Origin of the sequence: Streptomyces yaizuensis (genome assembly GCF_034961445.1) — a bacterium.
In the GTDB taxonomy this organism is placed as follows: Bacteria; Actinomycetota; Actinomycetes; order Streptomycetales; family Streptomycetaceae; genus Streptomyces; species Streptomyces yaizuensis.
The window spans coordinates 449,478-466,246 of the sequence record NZ_BSBI01000003.1 but is presented as its reverse complement, the minus strand read 5'-3'; the positions used below and the strand labels follow the sequence as shown (position 1 = coordinate 466,246).

Here is a 16,769-nt window from a genome sequence, read left to right as displayed (position 1 = left end):
ACGTGCCGGGGGAGCTACGCGGCGTCGTCCACGCCCTCCTCACGGCGGATCATCCGCCACGCGGCACGGCGGGCGCTGCGGTCCAGGCTGGACTTGAAGTTCCGGTCGGAGCCGAAGTAGTGGCGGCCGAGACCGGCGATGGAGTCGACGTGGTCGGCCATCTTGTCCTCGAAGACCCTGTCGAAGACCTTGCCGAAGTTGTCCTCGTCGTTGACAACGGCCGCCGCCCGGACCTTGGCATCGGCCTTGGCCTCCTCGAAGGGGCGGATGACGTCCTGCTCGGTGAATTCCGTACCGAACTTGGCGTTGAACTTGTCAATCAACTCAGACAGAAGGGACTTCTCGGCATCCTTGGCACCGCCCGGCCCCTCGCCGAAGCCCGGCATCGTCGCAGGCCCCTCCGGGCTGAGGGAGACGTCGTGCTCACCGGTCTTCTGCACACGCAGATGGCTGAGGTCCACATCGCCGATGTCCACGCCACCGTCCGTGCGACCGCGCAGCCGGGTGAGGAGATAGCGTCCGTAGAGATGGAGACGCTCCAGGTCGGGATCCTGGTAGAGGACGATCTGGGCGAGGAAGCCGTACTTGCGTACGTAGTCGTTGAGGTCGGCGCGGAAGTCTTCGGCGGTCCTGACCTCGTCCTCGTCCTCGTCGTTGTCGCGCAGGGCCTCATAGCGCGTGACGGCCGGGGAGAGGAGGCGGTAGAGCTCGGCGTGCAGCTTCTCCCACTTGGCCTGTGACCCTGCGGCCCTCTCCTTCGCCTCGAAGTAGGCGGCGGTGAAACCGTCCATCTCCGCCTCGGAGATGATCGGCGCGGACATCACCCGGCTCTGGGCGGTGTAGAGCAGATTGGGGTCCGAGGGGAGGGTGTTCGCCTCCTCGAAGTACGGGCGGAACGCCTCCTTGATGTCCTCGGCCTCGTTGGTGAAGTCCAGGACGGCGAGGTCGGCCTGCGCCTTGCGTTCGGCGGTACGGTTCAAACGGGAAAGGGTCTGGACAGCCGCGATGCCGGTCAGTGTCTTGTTGACGTACATGGTCGTCAGCAGGGGCTGGTCGAAGCCGGTCTGGTACTTCTCGGCGACGACCAGGATCCTGTACTCCTGCTGCCCCTTCGCTCCGGCCTTGACCGCCTTGTCGTCGGCGCGTGTGTAGCCGAAGGCCTTGGGCAGGGCGGTCTCGGCGAGGCCCCCGTTCTCCTTCGGCTCGGTGGTCTCCTCGCCGTCGATGGTGAGGGAGCCGGAGAAGGCAACCAGGACGCCGAGGTCCGGGTACTTGGTGTGGTAGTCGCGGTCCTTGATGTAGCTCCGGATGGCACGGGCCATCTGGGCGGCGGAATGCCGTGAGGCGGTCACGACCATGGACTTGGCACGCCCGCCGAGACGGCCCCGGGTGTGAGCGACGAAGTGCTCGACGACCACCTGTGCATGCTGCGAGACGGTCGAGTCGTGGGTGAGCACGTACCGCGCGAGGAGGGAATTCGCCTTGGCGGGGTCGACCTCGCGCTCGTCGTGGTTCTGGTTCACCAGCTTCCAGTACGTGTTGTACGTGACGTAGTTGCGCAGCGGGTCGAGGATGAAGCCTTCCTCGATGGCCTGGCGCATGGAGTACGTGTGGAAGGGGCGGTAGATGTCCTTGCCGTCCACCCGGTCCGGCGTGCCGAAGAGTTCGAGGGTCTTGGGCTTCGGGGTGGCGGTGAAGGCGAAGTAGGAGAGGTTGGCGGCCCGGGACCGCTCCAGCGCCTTCTTCTTGAGTTTGTCGGTGACGGTGATGCTGGTCGCGCCGTCGTCACCGGAGTCGGAGTCGAGACCGAGTTCGCGGAGGGCGGCTCGGACGGAGGTCGCCGCGTCCCCGGACTGGGAGGAGTGGGCCTCGTCGATGACGATCGCGAAGGTGGTGCCCTTGATCTCCGTCGGGTTGCGCTTGAGGTAGTCGAGGAGCGCGGGGAACGAGTGCAGGGTGACGGTGACGATCTTGCCCGTGTCACGGGAGAGGGCGCGCGCGAGCTGCTCGCTCTTGGCACCGTGCTTCTCATCGATCTTGACGACCAGTCCGTCGGTCTGGGAGAAGCTGCCGACAGTCTCACGGAGCTGGGCGTCCAGATTCCGGCGGTCGGTGATGACGATGACCTTGTCGAAGACAGGTGCCCCGGGCTTGATGAAGCCTGCGGAAAGGGCCTCCGTGTCGAGCACGCGGGGGTCGTTGTCCGCGTGCAGGTCGGAGAGGCGGTGGACGAGCCAGCCGATGGTGTTGGACTTGCCGGAGCCGGCCGAGGCCATGATCAGGTAGTTCTGGCCGGCACCGTGGGTGGCAGCGTGGGCGGTCAGTTTCTTGACCACGTCCCACTGGTGGTAGCGCGGAAAGATCGTGGTGCGCGTGGTGCCGCCGCCGGGCGTCCTGGACTTCTGCTGGTGGGCGAAGCGCTGGAGAAGATCCAGCCAGTTGTCCCGCTCCCAGACCTGCTCCCAGAGGTAGGAGGTCGCGTACCGGCCGAAGGCCGTGGGGGCGGGGTTGCCGGCGCCGCCGGGACGGCCGGGGCCCTCGGAGCCGGTGTTGAAGGGGAGGAACCGAGTGTTCTTGCCCTTGAGCTGGGTGGCGACGAAGACCAGGTCGGGGTCGACGGTGAAGTTCGCGATGACCCGCCGGGTGAAAATCAGCTCGGTGGGGTCGCGGTCGGCGCGGTACTGCTCCTTGGCGTGCTCGACGCCCTGGCCGGTGAGCGGGTTCTTGAGCTCGGCGGTGGCGACGGGGATGCCGTTGAGGAACAGGGTCAGGTCGAGGCGATGGTTCCAGTCGAGCTGCTTGGTGGCATAGGGAAGCTCACGGACAACAGTGAGGCGGTTCGCGCGGTAGCCGTCGAGTACGGAGTCGTCGGCGACCAGGTTCGGCTTGAAGTAGGCGACACGGAGGAGGACTCCGCGGTCCTTGACTCCGTTGCGGAGGACGTGGAGCAGGCCGTCGTTGGCGATGGCCTGGTCGAGACGGCGGGCGAATCCGCGCTGGGCCTCGTTGGGGTCACCGTAGTTGGTGCGGAGCTCGTGCCACTCCTCGGCCTGCGTCCTGCCCAGGAATTCGAAGAGCTCCTGGGTGTCCAGGCCGAGGTCGGGCTGGTAGCCGGCGGGGCCGACCTCGCGCCAGCCGCGCTCGGTCATGGCGGCGACTATGGCATCACCGAAGGCGGATTCGCTGTGGACGGGGCCGGGGTTCATGCGGTGATTCCCTCCGTGACGTTGCGTCCGCTGGCGGTGGAGACGTCGAACTGGCCGGTGACGGCGGCGGTGATGAGGGCTTGGCGGCGCTCAATGAAGAGGGCAGTCTGACGGCGCAATACTTGAGCGACTTCCCTCCTTTGCCGCCTGATCCGACCAGCAGCCTGCGTCAACGCATCCAACCCTCGCTTATCAGTCGGCCAAGCGAGTCGGAAATTACCCAGGTCCTCCATACCCAGGGTGGGCTGCGCCGTATCAGAACCGGTTGCATCATTGGCCTGACGCAGGAACTCCGGCGTGGTCAGCCAGGTCGCGAGAAGCTCTGAAGGCACGTAATCCATAGGGCGCAAAGATGCTACAGCCCTAGCGACATTTGCTCCTGCGAGTTCCGTCGGCACAACGGCAGAACGCCCCATGGTCCCCACCACGCTGAGCAGGACGTCACCGGGCTTCGTCACAGTCCGGGTGTACTGCGCCGAGAGTTCCGCAGGAATCCGCGCCAGCGAGTCGGCACGGCCGGGCAGATCGAGCAAGTCATTGACGCGAATGTACCGCACCCCATCATCGACAAATTTTGGCACCAGCACCCCATAGCGCGACTTCTCAGCCAGTAGATACTTGAGGCGAGTAGGCGTATGTGAACTGCCGGCGAATGCAGTATCGAGTGCGGACCCGCTACGCTCCTCAACCAGCCGAATCTGATGATCCCGAAGTTGTAGCAGTAGATCGATGCGCATCGTCTGAGCGTCGAGGAATCCGACAATGCGCCTCTGATCCTCAAGCGATGGGAGCCAAATTCGAAAATTCCCCATCAATTCCCAGGATGTACGCGGCATCTTAGTGCCGTACGCAGTTGCTTTCGCCCACTCCAGCCAGGGATTCGACAGAGTCACATACAGCAGGAATCGCGCATCGATTCGAGGATCGGGGCGCAGGACTAGCATTTCACTCGTTCCCGTACCGGGTGCCTTCAACAAGAGAGCCTTAGCAAGATATGGCCGGAGCTTACCGAAGAGAACATCCCCAGCGCGGTGACAGATGCTGTCATCGGCCGCCTTCACTGAAAGGTTCTCACGGAGAAGCCGCCCCGTACCACCCTCTACATCTTCAAGTCCGATAAAGGGTTGGGGCGCCCCATCGGACTTCTCGACAACATTCCGGACAATCGACTTGATGCGAGTAGTCGTCATTCTGACGCCTCCCCCAGCAGTGTCTGGATCTCCGCCTCAAGTGCCTTCAGCTCCGTGTCGATCTCCGCCAGCGGCCTCGGCGGCTTGTACACATAGAAGTGCCGCGTGAACGGGATCTCGTAGCCGATCTTCGTCTTCGTGTGGTCGATCCACGCGTCCGGTACATGTGGGTGGACCTCGTGCTTCAGGTACTCCTCGACATCTTCACCCAGCGGAACGTTCTCGTAGTCCCGCAGCTCCGCGTCCGGCTCAGGCTCGCCCTTGATGAGCTGGACCTCGCCTTCCGGGTCACGCACACCGATCGTGTCACGGAGCGCCTTCATGAACGGCGCGCCCGTCGGCCACAGCAGGCCAGCGGCGGCAGCCGCGTCCTTCAGGGCCACCAGCGCTTCGGACTTGGTCACCCAGGACGAGCCCAGGAGCGTGCGGACGGCAGCCACGAACGCTTCCGCCTCCGCCAGTTTCTGGACCGGCTTCGCCGCCGCCAGGGCCGTCAGCGTCTCCTCCGTCACCTCGAAACGGAGCTTCAGCGGGCGCTCGACCGTGATACGTCGGTAACCGAAGTCAGAGTTTTCGAAGACCTTGACCTTGGCATGGAATTCGTGCTCCGATTCTGCCGCGGCCTGGATGGCCTCCGCGTACACTCGCGTCACGTCCGCGATGTGCCGCTGGCCCAATTCCTTGCGCTTGTCGCCGAGCGACTTGCGCATCTTCTGGAACTGATCGCGCGCGTCCAGCAGGACGACCTTGCCCTTGTGGTCCGGGGACTTTCGGTTGGTGAGGATCCAGAAGTACGTGGAGATACCCGTGTTGTAGAAGAGCTGGTCCGGGAGAGCGACGATCGCCTCCAGCCAGTCGTTCTCCAGGATCCAGCGGCGGATCTCGGATTCGCCCGAGCCGGCCGCGCCGGTGAAGAGCGGGGAGCCGTTGAAGACAATGGCGAGGCGGGAGCCGCCACCGCCCTTCGCGTCCACCGGCTTCATCATCGAGATCATGTGCTGGAGGAAGAGGAGCGAGCCGTCGTTGATGCGCGGCAGGCCCGCGGCGAAGCGGCCGGCCTCGCCCATGTGCTTGTGCTCGTACTCGACCTCCTCCTTGACCTTCTTCCACTCCACGCCGAACGGCGGGTTGGCAAGGAGGTAGTCGAACTTCTCGCGGCCCTGGCCCGGGTCGCTCAGCGAGTTGCCGAACGCGATGTGCTCCGGGTCCTGGCCCTTGATCATCAGGTCGGACCGGCAGATGGCCCAGGACTCCGGGTTGAGCTCCTGGCCGTAGACCTCCACCGTGGCGTCCGGGTTCAGGGACAGGATGTGGTCCTCGGCAGCCGACAGCATGCCACCCGTACCGCACGCCGGGTCCATGACCGTACGGACCGCGCCGGGCACGGTCAGGGCGTCCCCGTCGGGTGCGATCAGCAGGTTGACCATCAGTTTGATGACCTCACGGGGGGTGAAGTGCTCACCCGCCGTCTCATTGGACTGCTCCGCGAAGCGGCGGATCAGCTCCTCGAAGATGTAGCCCATGTTGTGGTTGGGCACGGCCTCCGGGCGAAGATCCAGGTCGGTGAACTTGCCGATGACCTGGTAGAGGAGGTCGGCACCGTCGAGCCGCTTGATCTGCTGGGTGAACTCGTACTTGTCGAGGACCTCGCGGGCGTTGTCCGAGAAGGCACCGACATAGATCTGAAGGTTCCTCGCCGCGTTCTGCGGGTCCGCGGCGATCTTCCTCAGGGTCAGATCGCTCTTGTTGTAGAACGAGTGCCCAGACGCCTTGCGGAGGAAGTACCCCGTGTCGATGTCCTGGTCCTGGAAGCGGGCGACGGTCTCCGCGACCTTCTCCCGGGTCGGCTCCAGCACACACTCCAGCCGGCGCAGCACCGTGAACGGCAGGATGACCTTGCCGTAGTCGGACTGCTTGTAGTCACCGCGCAGGAGATCGGCGACGGACCAGGCATGGTTCGCCAGTTCCGTGTGCTTACTGCTGTTCAAGGGATTCCCCGGTTTCCTTCCGGACCTTCCCGCCCAACCGGAGCGGGTGCGGACAAGTGTGGTGGATGGTCGAGAAGTGCACGTGTGGTTCAGGCCGGGCTGGTATCGGCCGAGGCCGTGGATGTGGACGTGGGCGGGAGGAGCGCACCGCCCGTGAGGCCGGCCGCCAACAGGGCCGCCGTCTCCTCCGCGAGCAGTGCGGCCCTGCGTGCCCGCGCGCGCAGTTCGTGGATGTGCAGGAATGCCTCGCCATAGCGGCGCTGTTCGTCCAGCGGCAGGAGCGGGACCCTCAGTCGGCCCGGAGCCACATGGAGGACGGTGCTGCCGGTGGAGGCCCCGGCGACGTTCTCCTCCGAGCCGATGAAGCCGGCCAGGAACCAGGAGTCCAGGCGGGCCGGGTCCGGGCGCAGAAGGTGGACCTGGGGTCCGAGGAGTGCACCCGTGTCCTTCTCGTCCGCGACGCGGGCCATCGGCCCGGATCCACCGGCGATCGCCCGTACGAGGACATCGCCGACGGCGATCACGGGAACGGCCGCGGAACGGAGCTCCGCCGAGTCGCCTGTCGGGCGCGTCCCCCGCGCGATATCGGCTCCGGTGAGCATCGGCACCGCCATGGCGGACCTTTCCGGCGCTGATCCTTTGGTGTCCGGCACGGTGCGGAGCAGGGTCAGCGCCCCACCCCGGGCGAGATCGGAGACGGTGGCCGTACGCCACTCACCGGACGAGCCGCGGAGTTCGGTCCGGCCGGCGAGGCCTACGGCGTCGAGCAGGGAGCGGGCTGCCTCGGTCAGCTGGCGGCGGCCTGTCTCCGTACGCGTGGACAGCTCGGCGGGGTCGACGTCCGAGCGGGAGATGCGGACCTGGCGGGCCGGGGTGAGGTCGACGAGATCGTCGAGGAGGTCGACGACCGGTACCGCACGTGCGATGCCGGGCTCGGCCGTGAAACGGTCCGGGTCGGCGGTGAAGGCGGCCCAGTGGGCGAGCGTCCGGTTGGTCAGGTCGGCCCAGTCGATCGGGGCCCGGGAGGAACCCGTACGCGGCGAGCCCGTCGCCTGTTCCCCGGCACTCGGCGAGGGCGAACCGGCGGTGTCGACGAACAGCACCGACTTCCGCTCCGGGCCTCCCGGCTCGGGGCGGCGCAGCACCCAGAGTTGCAAGCCCACGTGCAGCGGCGGGGCGGCGCCGACGGGGAGGGCCAGCATGGCCCGGACTGCGCCACTGCGCACCAGCTCCGCCCGGACGCGACGCCCGGAGGGGCGGGATGCGGTGGCAGGCGGCAGGATCAGCACGGCCAGGCCGCCCGGAGCGAGGTGGGCGAGGCAGTGCTGCACCCAGGCGAGCTCGGATTCGGCCCGGCCCGGTACGCCGTAGGCCCAGCGCGGGTCGTAGGCGAGTGCGTCGTGGCCCCAGTCCCGATCTCCGTACGGCGGGTTGCAGACCACGGCGTCCGCCATCAGACCGTCGAAGGCATCCGCGCGCAGGCTGTCCCCGACGCGCACGGTGACCTCGGCCCGGGGCGCGGCGAGGCTCAGCCCGACCGCGGTGCGCTGGGCCTGTACGGGTACGGAGTCCTGGCCGAGGAGGGTGATGGCGCCGCGCCCGGCGGCGGCCGTCAGAAGCGTGCCGCTGCCGCATGCCGGATCCAGCACTCGCCGGACGCCGACCGGGAGCAACCCCGCGATCAGCTGTGCCAGAGGTTCAGGGGTTCTGTAGACGCCGGTCGCGGCGCCGTCCTCCAGCTCTCTCTCCGCAAGCACCGTGAGCGCGGCCGGACCGCCCTCTTCGCGTACGCAGCGCAGGAGTGCGCGCAAGATGGTGCTGTCGGATGCGGAGAACAGGGGACTGCTGGGCATCGGCCCGGGGAGTGCGGTCAGGATTGCGGTCACCTCCTCCGTGGCCCGAGCGACGAGCTCGGCATCCGTGAGGTCGGCGAGCGCCGCCGTCCCGTCCGGGGAAAGCCGGGCGAGCGCGAGGACGAAGCCGATGCGGCAAGTCGTCCTGTCCGGGTCGGACGGCTGGAAGCGGACTGCGGTGCGCAGCTCCTCCCGGGGGTCGGCGACCTGCGTGTGTCCGCGCGACCCGAGCCACGCCTGAACCGCTCCGAGGTCGTAGAGCGGGCTGGTCTCGGTGCCGCCGGACGGGGTGGGGAAGTCGGCGTGCCGCCGGCGCCAGTTGCTGACGGTGGCCCGCGTGACACCTGCGATGCGGGAGATTTCCGCAGCTGTCACATGGGCTGTTGGCTCGGGCATGACCGGGCGACACCTCATCTTCTGAGTGGACAGCTCACACCTTACACCACAACCCAAACCGCAAAACATATTTGACACTGCTTTCACGTGCACGTCTACTGGGGACTGTTGGCACCAGATTCCGTCGCTGCCCCAGGAGTTCCCATGCCGCTCGGCCCGCCTGCCGTCCACAGCCCTGTCACTGCTTCCAAAACCCGGCGCAGCACTCTCTACCTGCTCCGGGACACGGGCACGTCCCCTGCGGACCTGCGCGCGGCGCTCAACGCCAGGTACGAGCGCGACCACGCATTCGTCGTCGAGGACGTGACAACCGGGAACACCCCCGCACTCCTCTGCCATGGTGTGATCGGCCTCCACCGGCCGCCCGACTGGATCTCTGCTGTCCACACCCTCACCGGGCGAAGGCCGTCCGTGGAGAACCACACGTCGGCGTGCGCCCTGCTTCTTCCTGTCGCCGGCGACGTCTTCGCCCTCACCTTCGGCATGGGGCACCTTCTGCTCGACCAGAGCAGGATCTCCCCCGGCTTCGGCTTCGACTTCGTGCTGCGCGCGGCACAGCCCGACGCCATCCGGCAGGTCACACACAGCCTGATGGATGCCAGAGGCCGCACGGACCGGAGCTCGGCCGCCCAAGGCCAGCACATCCGCGCGTTCCCGATCGAGGAATACGGAGAGGTCGTGAGCCGACTCGTCGGCACCCTGGGCTCGACGGAGCTCACGGTCGGGAAACACAGCCGCCGAACGGCTCAGGTAGCCGGCACGGACGCCCTGAAGATCCATCTCGGTGCGCAGCCGGGGGACCTGGTCGACGACCTCACACAGGTCCGGGCAATCCTTGCCCGCCGCTCTCCCGCGCCTGAGTTCGAGGCCATCGCCCGCGTTCGGCCGCTCAAGGGCGGAGACCCGCGGCGCAGCACTCTGGAGGCCCGTCTCGACGATCTGCTGGGCTCCTCGGCTGACACCGGATCGCTGGCTCTGGCCGTTCCCGCAGCCTGCCTGGACCAGGAGGACGCCGCTCTCTCCTACCGGGTGAAGGTCGGACCCGTCCGCCGTGTCATGGCTTCTCCGGCGCTCGACGACATTCTGGAGCTGCTCGACGGCATCCCGCCCGGCCGACGCCTCGGAGCCCTGCAGGCGGGCTACATACAGATGCACCGGGACGAGGAGGGCACCGATCCGGTGAGCGCACAGGTGAAGGCCCACAAGTGGATCACGGCTGAGATCCCCCTCGGCGCCAGCCGTTACTTCCATCACGAGGGACGCTGGTTCGAGATCGGGGACCAGTACCTGGAGGGCATCCGGAGCGAGGTCGGCACCCTCCTCACCACTCCGGCCGACTGTCCACTGCCGACCTGGACGACCGACCTCGCGACGGAGGAGGACTACAACCTGGAGGCGGCGAAGCAGGGTTACGTCTGCCTGGACCGCCGGCTGATCAGGACGACCCAGCACCCGCACGGTTTCGAGGCCGCCGACCTGCTCGCGGAGGACGGGACCCTGGTCCACGTGAAGCGGGCCGCTTCCTCGGCACCGCTGAGCCACCTTTTCGCCCAGGGCAGGATCTCCGCCGACGCTTTGCGCTTCGATCCGGAAGCACGCACCGAGTTCGTCCGGCGGGTGCGGGAACGGCGCCCGGGTCATCCCGTGGATGACGGGTTCACCCCGAGGAGGGTCGTGTACGCCATCTCACTCAAGAGCGGCAAGGCTCTGACGACGGAGAACCTGTTCACCTTCGCCCAGGTGTCCCTGCTACAGGCGGCCCGTGCCCTGCGGGCCCAGGGCATCGAGGTGGCGGTGGCCGGCATTCCGTCCCGGACGCCGGTGCTCGCGCCACATCCGTGACCCGTACACGTACCCGCAAACTGTGGGTGGCTGCCCGCTCCACCATGCGTCGGGGACCGTGCGGCCCTGCACGTGATCGCCTCGCGCCTCGTACTGGCCTCCTCCCGTGCTCGTACCGTGCCCGGTTCGCTCGTACGCGTGAACCGTGCGCACCCCCGCGCCGTGGGTGCGGGCAGGAGAAGGAGGCCCGATGCAGACGCAGCAGACCGTGCCCGACTATCCCTCCCACGGCTTCGCAGGGGAGCCGCACGCGTTGCCCGAGGGGCCCGTCGCGCGGGTGCGGCTGCCCAGTGGCAGCGTCGTGTGGCTGGTGACCGGGTACGAGGAGGTGCGCGCCGCGTTGGCGCAGCCGGTCTTCTCGCGGGAGTTGAAGGAAGGGGATCCCCGCGTGGGGTCGGCCGGGGTGCCCGGTGGGCCCGTTCGGGTGGCCAGGACGTTGCAGAGCGACGGGTCGGCCCATCTGGAGCTGCGGCGGCTGGCGGCGCGGCCCTTCACGCCGCGGCGGATCGAGGCGTTGCGGGAGCGGGTGCAGGAGTTGACCGACGGGTATCTGGACGCCATGGAGGCGTCCGGGGCGCCGGCGGATCTGGTGGCGGGGCTCGCGTATCCGCTGCCGATCACGGTGATCGCCGACCTGCTCGCCGTGCCGGAGGCGGACCGGCCGCGGTTCGCCGGGCTGTCGGACACCCTCGTGACCGTCCTCGGTGTCAGTGAGGAGGAGGCCGACGCGGCCCGTGCCGGGATCCAGCGGTGCTTCGGCGAGCTGATCGCGGCCCGGCGGGAGGTCCGTGGGGACGATGTCATCAGCGGCTGGCTGACGGCCGCCGAGGAGGACGGCGTCCCGCTGACCGACGGCGAGGTCGCCCGGCTCGCGCAGACCGTGCTCGTCGGCGGCTACGAGACCACCGTCAACACCATCGGGGCCGGGATGTGGCGGCTGTTCCAGCACCCGGAGCAGCTGGCCGCGCTGCGGGACGACCCGGGGCTGATCCGGGGCGCCGTGGAGGAGATCCTGCGCCACCAGCCGCAGGGCAGCTTCTTCCTGATCCTCGTGGCCCGCGAGGACGTCGAGCTGGGCGGGGTGACGATCCGCGAGGGCGAGGGGGTGATGCCGCTGCCGTACGCCGCCAACCGCGACCCCGCCCGCTTCCCCGACCCGGACCGCTTCGACATACTCCGGCCGCCCGTCGGGCACGTCACCTTCGGTTACGGGCCGCACGCCTGCCTGGGGTCCGCACTGGCGCGGATCGAGCTGGAGGTGACCCTCACGGGTCTGCTCCGCCGCTTTCCCCGGCTGCGCCCGGTGGCCACCGACCTGAACGCGCTGCCCTGGCGCCACGACCGGCTGGTCTGCGGTCTGAAGGAGCTGTACGTGGACTGGTAGCCACGGCCGGGCGCCGGGGCCGGTGGAGCACACCCGCAGCGGACGGCTGCCGCGCCGGAGCGGACTCCCGCGCGCCCCCGGGCGGTGGTCGCTCCGGCACGGCTCCCGTGCGCCGCGGCCGGGACCCCTCCGCCTCCAGCGGGGGTCAAGCCGGTTGCGGCAGACTGGTACGAGCGTCCGCGAACAGGCCGCTCGCGTGCGCGCGGCCCGTCCCGCGGGGCTCCGCTCCAGCGCACGTGGAATGCGGTGGGGAGACACGTCACCGTCCCCGCGTTCCCTGCGAAAGCCCTTCCGGGGCGGTGGTCGTGAGGGAATCGGGGGCGTCACGTGACCGGCTCTGCGCAGCTCGGATCGGCATTCCGTACCCGTACGCACCACCACGTACGTGTCCACCGGCGCGGTCGCCGTGGCCCGTTCGGCGGCGGGGCGGAAGGGAGGCGGCCGTGACCCTCGTACATGAAAGAACCCCGGACGCCGTCGTCGCCGGGGCACGCGCCCGGCAGTGCCCCGCGGACCGTCCCGTGCCCGCCGCGTCCCACGAGACCCTGCGCGAGGTGCACGCCGCCTACGGGAAGGTGCTCCTGTCGGTGGTGCTGCGGTTCACCGGCGGGGACCGGCACTGGGCCGAGGACGTGGTGCAGGAGACCTTCTTCCGGGCCTGGCGCCACGCCCATCAGCTCCGCCGGGAGGACGACGGCGGCGATCGCACGCTGCTGCCGTGGCTGGCGACCGTGGCCCGCCGGATCGTCATCAACGACCGGCGGCGGCGGGACTGCCGGCCCAGGGAGGTCGAGGTCTCCGCCGGCGACCCCGGTTTCTTCACGGTGCCCGACGGCACCAACCAGGTCCTGTCACGGATCGTCGTCCTGGACGCGATGGCCAAGCTCACCAGCGCGCACCGGCGGGTCATCACCGAGGTGTACCTGTACCGGCGCACCATCAACGAGGTCGCCGACAGCACCGGCGTACCGCCCGGGACGGTGAAGTCCCGTCTCCACTACGGGCTGCGGGTCATGCGGGCCGAGCTGGAGAAGCAGGGCGTCACCCCCTGAGCGACAGTCCACGACCCGAGCGCTGCTCCACGACCCGACCGCTGCTCCACCACCCGAGCACTGCCCTACAACCCGAGCAATGCCCTACAACCCGAGCACTGCTCCACCACGCGATCGCTGCCCTGCAACCTGAGCACTGCTCCACCATCCGACCGCCGCTCCGCCCCCACCCCTCAAGTGCCGATCCTCGCCGTCACAAACGCCCGGCCCTCCTCGTTCTCCACCACCACCGCCGCCACCTCCTCCCGCGGCACCGCCGCCGAGCCGTCGAGCGCGGCGCCCTTCTCCGCGCCGCCCGCGCGCCAGCCGCCCGCCACCTTCCGTTCCCCGTCGCGGGAGACCACGACCAGCCGGCACAGCTCCCCCGCCGGGATCCCGGTGACGGCCGCGTCGATCCGTACCCACGCGTGCGCCGGGGTCACGCGCACCACGAGCCGCGCCCCGGTACGGGGGTCGCGGGCCGACGCGACGGCGATCCCCTCGGGCGGCGGGGGCGGGGTCGGCGTCACCGTCGTCACGGATCCCGCGCCGGGCGGGGCGCCGCCGCTGTCGTCCAGGGAGCGGCCGGCGATCAGGCCGCCCGCGAGCACGGCGGCCGCCGCGACCACCGCGACGGCCCACTGGGCGGACCGCCGCCGCCACTCGGCCGTGCGCCGTTCCTCGCGGACCTGCCGCAGGGTGCGCTGGAGCAGCAGGTCGCCGCCGTCCGGCGGGCCGTCGAGGAACGCCTCGGGCGGCACCTCGCCGAGGGAGGCCTTCAGCCGCCTCAGCTCCCCCGCCTCCGTACGGCAACCGGTGCAGCCGGCCAGGTGCTCCTCCACGGCGCGCGACTCGTCCGGGTCGAGGACGCCGAGGACGTAGGCGCCGAGAAGTCCGCTGTCGTGCCGCTGGGCGCTCACGCCGCCGCTCCCTTCACCACGGTCAGCCGCGCTGTGCCGGGGTTCTCGGTGTACAGCTCTCTCAGGGCCTTCAGGGCGTAGTGCGAACGGGACTTGACCGTGCCCGCCGGGATGCCCAGGGCCTGTGCCGTCTCCGCGACGGTGCGCCCCTGGAAGTAGATCTCCATCAGGACGTCCCGGTGGTCGGGCGAGAGCCGGTCCAGGGCCTCCATGACGACCATCGAGTCGACCACCGCCTCGGCGTGGTCCTGCTCGACGGGGCCGTTGGCCGGGGATTCGGCGACCTCGGTGGGGCGGGCCGCCCGGGCGCGGAAGCGGTCCGTGACGATGTTCCGGGCGACGGTGAGCAGCCAGCCGCGGACCGACCCCTTGCCGTTGACCAGGGCCTCGGGGTGCCGCCAGGCCCGGATCAGGGTCTCCTGGACGATGTCCTCGGCGGCGCTGCGGTCCCCGGTCAGCCGCTGGGCGTACGCGAGCAGGGCTCTGCCGTGTTCCTCGTACAGCGCCCTGATGAGTACTTCGTCGTTGGTCCTCTGCCGGGTGCGGGACCACAGTGCCGCCATCCGCCCACTCCGTCCTGTGCCGGTCCGACGCGCTGAACACGGGTGGTGGCGGGCGCCGGTTCAACGGCGCGGCGGGGATGGCGGGAACAGGACCCGGATCGTCGGATACGGGGAGGTGCGCGGTCAGCGCGGCCCGCAGCGGCGGCCCTCGTTGACGCACCGGGCGATCCGCGCGAGCCGCTGCTCCGGCATCACGTTGACGAAGAACGCGTGGTCGGTCTTGGGGTGGCGCTTCTGTTCGGGGAACGAGTCGATCGCGTACGGCACGCCGTGGGGCAGCCGGTAGGCGAGGGTGACCCGCAGCCTGGGCACCGGGAAGGTCGCGGGCGGGCAGAGCCCGGACGGCGCGGGGAAGACGGCGTGGGCGCGGTGATCGGGGCTGTCCGTGTGGAGCCCGTTCCAGCAACTGGGGAACTCCAGCGTACGGGTGGGCCCGCTGCCGGCCGGGCAGCGCGGGTAGTGGCGGCCCGCCCGGTCCGGCCGGCCCGTGCAGCCCCACTGGGCCCGTACCCGTTCGTCGTTCGTGGTCGCCGCCACCGGGTCGCCGGTGACCAGCCGGAGAAAGCGGGGCATGGGGACGACCTTCGCGACGGGATTGCCCAGGAATTCGATTTTCACGGAGGCGGGCGGCAGGATCTCACCGGTATTGCCGTCACTGCCGCCGCCGTGGGCGTGCCGGTCCGCTCCCTTTCGGTCCAGCCGGCGCAGCACGGGCCAGTAGTACGGGGAAAGGTCGCCGCCCGCGCAGGTGGTGGCGGCGGCCGCCAGACTTCGGTCGGTGGAACGGGCATCGGTGGATACATTGCCCACGTACTCGTGTGTGTGGTGGGCGCCGCCGACCAGACCGGGCGAGGTCACCATATTGTCCGCGTTGTAGTGGCCTTTCTCATTGCGGCCGCAGTCCTGCGTCAAGGATCCGTAAGAGGCGTCGGCGCCCGGCCGGGGCGGGTGCGGAATCCTGGGAATGTCGGCCGCGTCGATGCGGTTCGCCGCGTACGGCGTCGCCGCGTGGCCGGTCGAACGCACGGTGACGATCCCGCCGATGACCAGCGAGAGACAGAAGATCACCAGCAACGGGGCCGATGGTGTCAACGCGATATGACGCGGCCGGGATCGCTTCACCACATCGCCAGAATCCCAGTCGCGACCGGCATCTTCAATATCAACCCGTTGAACCATCCATGCTTCTGATCCGTGCGGGGGGCATGACGGGAGGATCTCCCGTCGTTTTCGTCAGCCGCACACAGGAGGGTCCGATGGCCGAGATCGATGTCCCGGGGGATGGGGTGAAGCGCGCGGGAACGCTCCTGGGAAGAGTGCTGGATCTCAGCGAAACCAAGGCGTCGGGATTTGACGTCGCCACCGTCGGCCCACCACGGGCGCGCCCGGGTCTCCCGACCGACCGGAAAAGAAGGGACGACCGCCTTCGCATCGCCATCTGCAATTGCACGGAACTCATGAAGTCCAGGGACGTGGGCCGGGAATTCGGTGACGCGCCCGCCGGGGACGGGAGCGGAAGGAAGACATGAGCGCGAGCGACATGGCCGGTCCGCCCCGGTCCTTCGCGATCGGCATCCCGGACAGCTGGGTGCGGTACGACCTCTCGGGCGACAGCCTCACGCCGATCCGGGCGGGCATGCTCCGTACCGCACCCGACCCGCGGGGGCGCGAGCAGATCAACGAGGCGTTCCGCAACGCGCGGAGAATCCTGGAGGGCGCGCGACGGCAGGGGGCCCTGTACGCGGCGGGCACCACGTCCCTGTACGAGGACGGGCTGCTGATGGCCGGGGTCATGGTGTTCAGCGTGACCCCGCCGCAGGGGGAGACCTATTCGGCGCGTGAGCTGGCGAAGCGGTTCAGCGCGACCGGGAAGCGGCGGCGGGGCTCGGGGACCGCCCGGACGTTCTCCACCCGGACGCTGCCCTCGGTCGGCCAGGTCGGGCGGCTGGTGGGGGTGGAGGAGAGCGAGCTGGTCGACGGGGCGGGCTACAAGCTCCTGGTGATGCATACGGTGATACCGGTGCCGGGTTCGTCCAGGGCGATGGTGGTGACCTGCTTCAGCCCCAATCTGGCGCTGGCCGAGCAGTTGTACGACGTCTTCGACGCGATCACCGCGACCTTCGCGTTCGAGGAGGAACGGGCGGCGGGTCCCCAGGCCGCCGGCTGAGCAGGTGTCACAGGCGTCAGGGGCAGGCGTCAGGAGCACGCACCGCCGAACAGGGCTCAGGAGCACGCACCACCGAACAGGTGTCAGGAGCAGGCACCGACCGAACAGGTGTCAGGGGCCGTCGCAGGACGGTCCCGGGGCCGTCGCGGAGCGGCCCCGGACACCTCCCGCATCACGTGCACGCGTTGAGCCCCCTGATGCCCCCCGGCATACTGCGACCCCGGGGGAA

Annotated in this window: 12 protein-coding genes; 5 read left to right on the top strand and 7 right to left on the bottom strand. The window is 69.1% G+C overall.

Features of this window, described 5'->3' with window-relative positions; genetic code table 11:
- Positions 1–14 precede the first annotated feature (14 nt).
- The 4 genes from SYYSPA8_RS10300 to SYYSPA8_RS10285 form a co-directional block, all read right to left on the bottom strand.
- Positions 15–3,206 carry a type I restriction endonuclease subunit R gene (locus SYYSPA8_RS10300; RefSeq protein WP_323446723.1) on the bottom strand — a complete coding sequence of 1,064 codons (3,192 nt, stop codon included), beginning with the start codon at positions 3,204–3,206 and terminating at the stop codon, positions 15–17.
- Entirely contained in the window at positions 3,203–4,396 is a 1,194-nt protein-coding gene (locus tag SYYSPA8_RS10295; RefSeq protein ID WP_323446722.1) for a restriction endonuclease subunit S domain-containing protein, read from the bottom strand. The genes SYYSPA8_RS10300 and SYYSPA8_RS10295 overlap by 4 nt, the downstream gene beginning before the upstream one ends.
- The gene (locus SYYSPA8_RS10290; RefSeq protein ID WP_323446721.1) at positions 4,393–6,384 is read right to left on the bottom strand and encodes a type I restriction-modification system subunit M; all 1,992 of its coding nucleotides are present in this window, start codon (positions 6,382–6,384) and stop codon (positions 4,393–4,395) included. Before SYYSPA8_RS10290 ends, SYYSPA8_RS10295 begins: the two co-directional genes overlap by 4 nt.
- Before the next feature lie 89 nt (positions 6,385–6,473).
- On the bottom strand, positions 6,474–8,633 hold the full coding sequence (locus tag SYYSPA8_RS10285; RefSeq protein WP_323446720.1) for an N-6 DNA methylase: 2,160 nt from the start codon (positions 8,631–8,633) through the stop codon (positions 6,474–6,476).
- Between the two features lie 144 nt (positions 8,634–8,777).
- On the opposite strand from SYYSPA8_RS10285, the gene SYYSPA8_RS10280 reads away from it, so the two are divergent.
- From SYYSPA8_RS10280 to SYYSPA8_RS10270, 3 genes are all read left to right on the top strand, one after another.
- The gene (locus SYYSPA8_RS10280; protein WP_323446719.1) at positions 8,778–10,475 is read left to right on the top strand and encodes a DUF6119 family protein; all 1,698 of its coding nucleotides are present in this window, start codon (positions 8,778–8,780) and stop codon (positions 10,473–10,475) included.
- A gap of 190 nt (positions 10,476–10,665) precedes the next feature.
- Positions 10,666–11,859 carry a cytochrome P450 gene (locus SYYSPA8_RS10275; RefSeq protein WP_323446718.1) on the top strand — a complete coding sequence of 398 codons (1,194 nt, stop codon included), beginning with the start codon at positions 10,666–10,668 and terminating at the stop codon, positions 11,857–11,859.
- 443 nt (positions 11,860–12,302) lie between these two features.
- Positions 12,303–12,911, top strand: coding sequence for a sigma-70 family RNA polymerase sigma factor (locus SYYSPA8_RS10270; RefSeq protein ID WP_323446717.1), 609 nt, complete (start codon positions 12,303–12,305; stop codon positions 12,909–12,911).
- A gap of 173 nt (positions 12,912–13,084) precedes the next feature.
- Here the strand turns inward: SYYSPA8_RS10270 and SYYSPA8_RS10265 are convergent, their stop codons facing one another.
- From SYYSPA8_RS10265 to SYYSPA8_RS10255, 3 genes are all read right to left on the bottom strand, one after another.
- Positions 13,085–13,810, bottom strand: a complete 726-nt coding sequence (locus SYYSPA8_RS10265) for a zf-HC2 domain-containing protein (protein WP_323446716.1) — start codon at positions 13,808–13,810, stop codon at positions 13,085–13,087.
- Positions 13,807–14,373 (bottom strand): sigma-70 family RNA polymerase sigma factor, encoded by a 567-nt coding sequence (locus SYYSPA8_RS10260; RefSeq protein WP_323446715.1) that lies wholly within the window; start codon positions 14,371–14,373, stop codon positions 13,807–13,809. The genes SYYSPA8_RS10265 and SYYSPA8_RS10260 overlap by 4 nt, the downstream gene beginning before the upstream one ends.
- Positions 14,374–14,496: 123 nt before the next feature.
- Positions 14,497–15,498 (bottom strand): DUF1996 domain-containing protein, encoded by a 1,002-nt coding sequence (locus tag SYYSPA8_RS10255; RefSeq protein ID WP_323446714.1) that lies wholly within the window; start codon positions 15,496–15,498, stop codon positions 14,497–14,499.
- Positions 15,499–15,629: 131 nt separating this feature from the next.
- Here SYYSPA8_RS10255 and SYYSPA8_RS10250 point away from each other — a divergent pair, with 131 nt between their 5' ends.
- Positions 15,630–15,902 carry a hypothetical protein gene (locus SYYSPA8_RS10250; protein WP_323446713.1) on the top strand — a complete coding sequence of 91 codons (273 nt, stop codon included), beginning with the start codon at positions 15,630–15,632 and terminating at the stop codon, positions 15,900–15,902.
- On the top strand, positions 15,899–16,540 hold the full coding sequence (locus SYYSPA8_RS10245) for a hypothetical protein (RefSeq protein WP_323446712.1): 642 nt from the start codon (positions 15,899–15,901) through the stop codon (positions 16,538–16,540). Before SYYSPA8_RS10250 ends, SYYSPA8_RS10245 begins: the two co-directional genes overlap by 4 nt.
- The last annotated feature ends 229 nt before the right edge of the window (positions 16,541–16,769 follow it).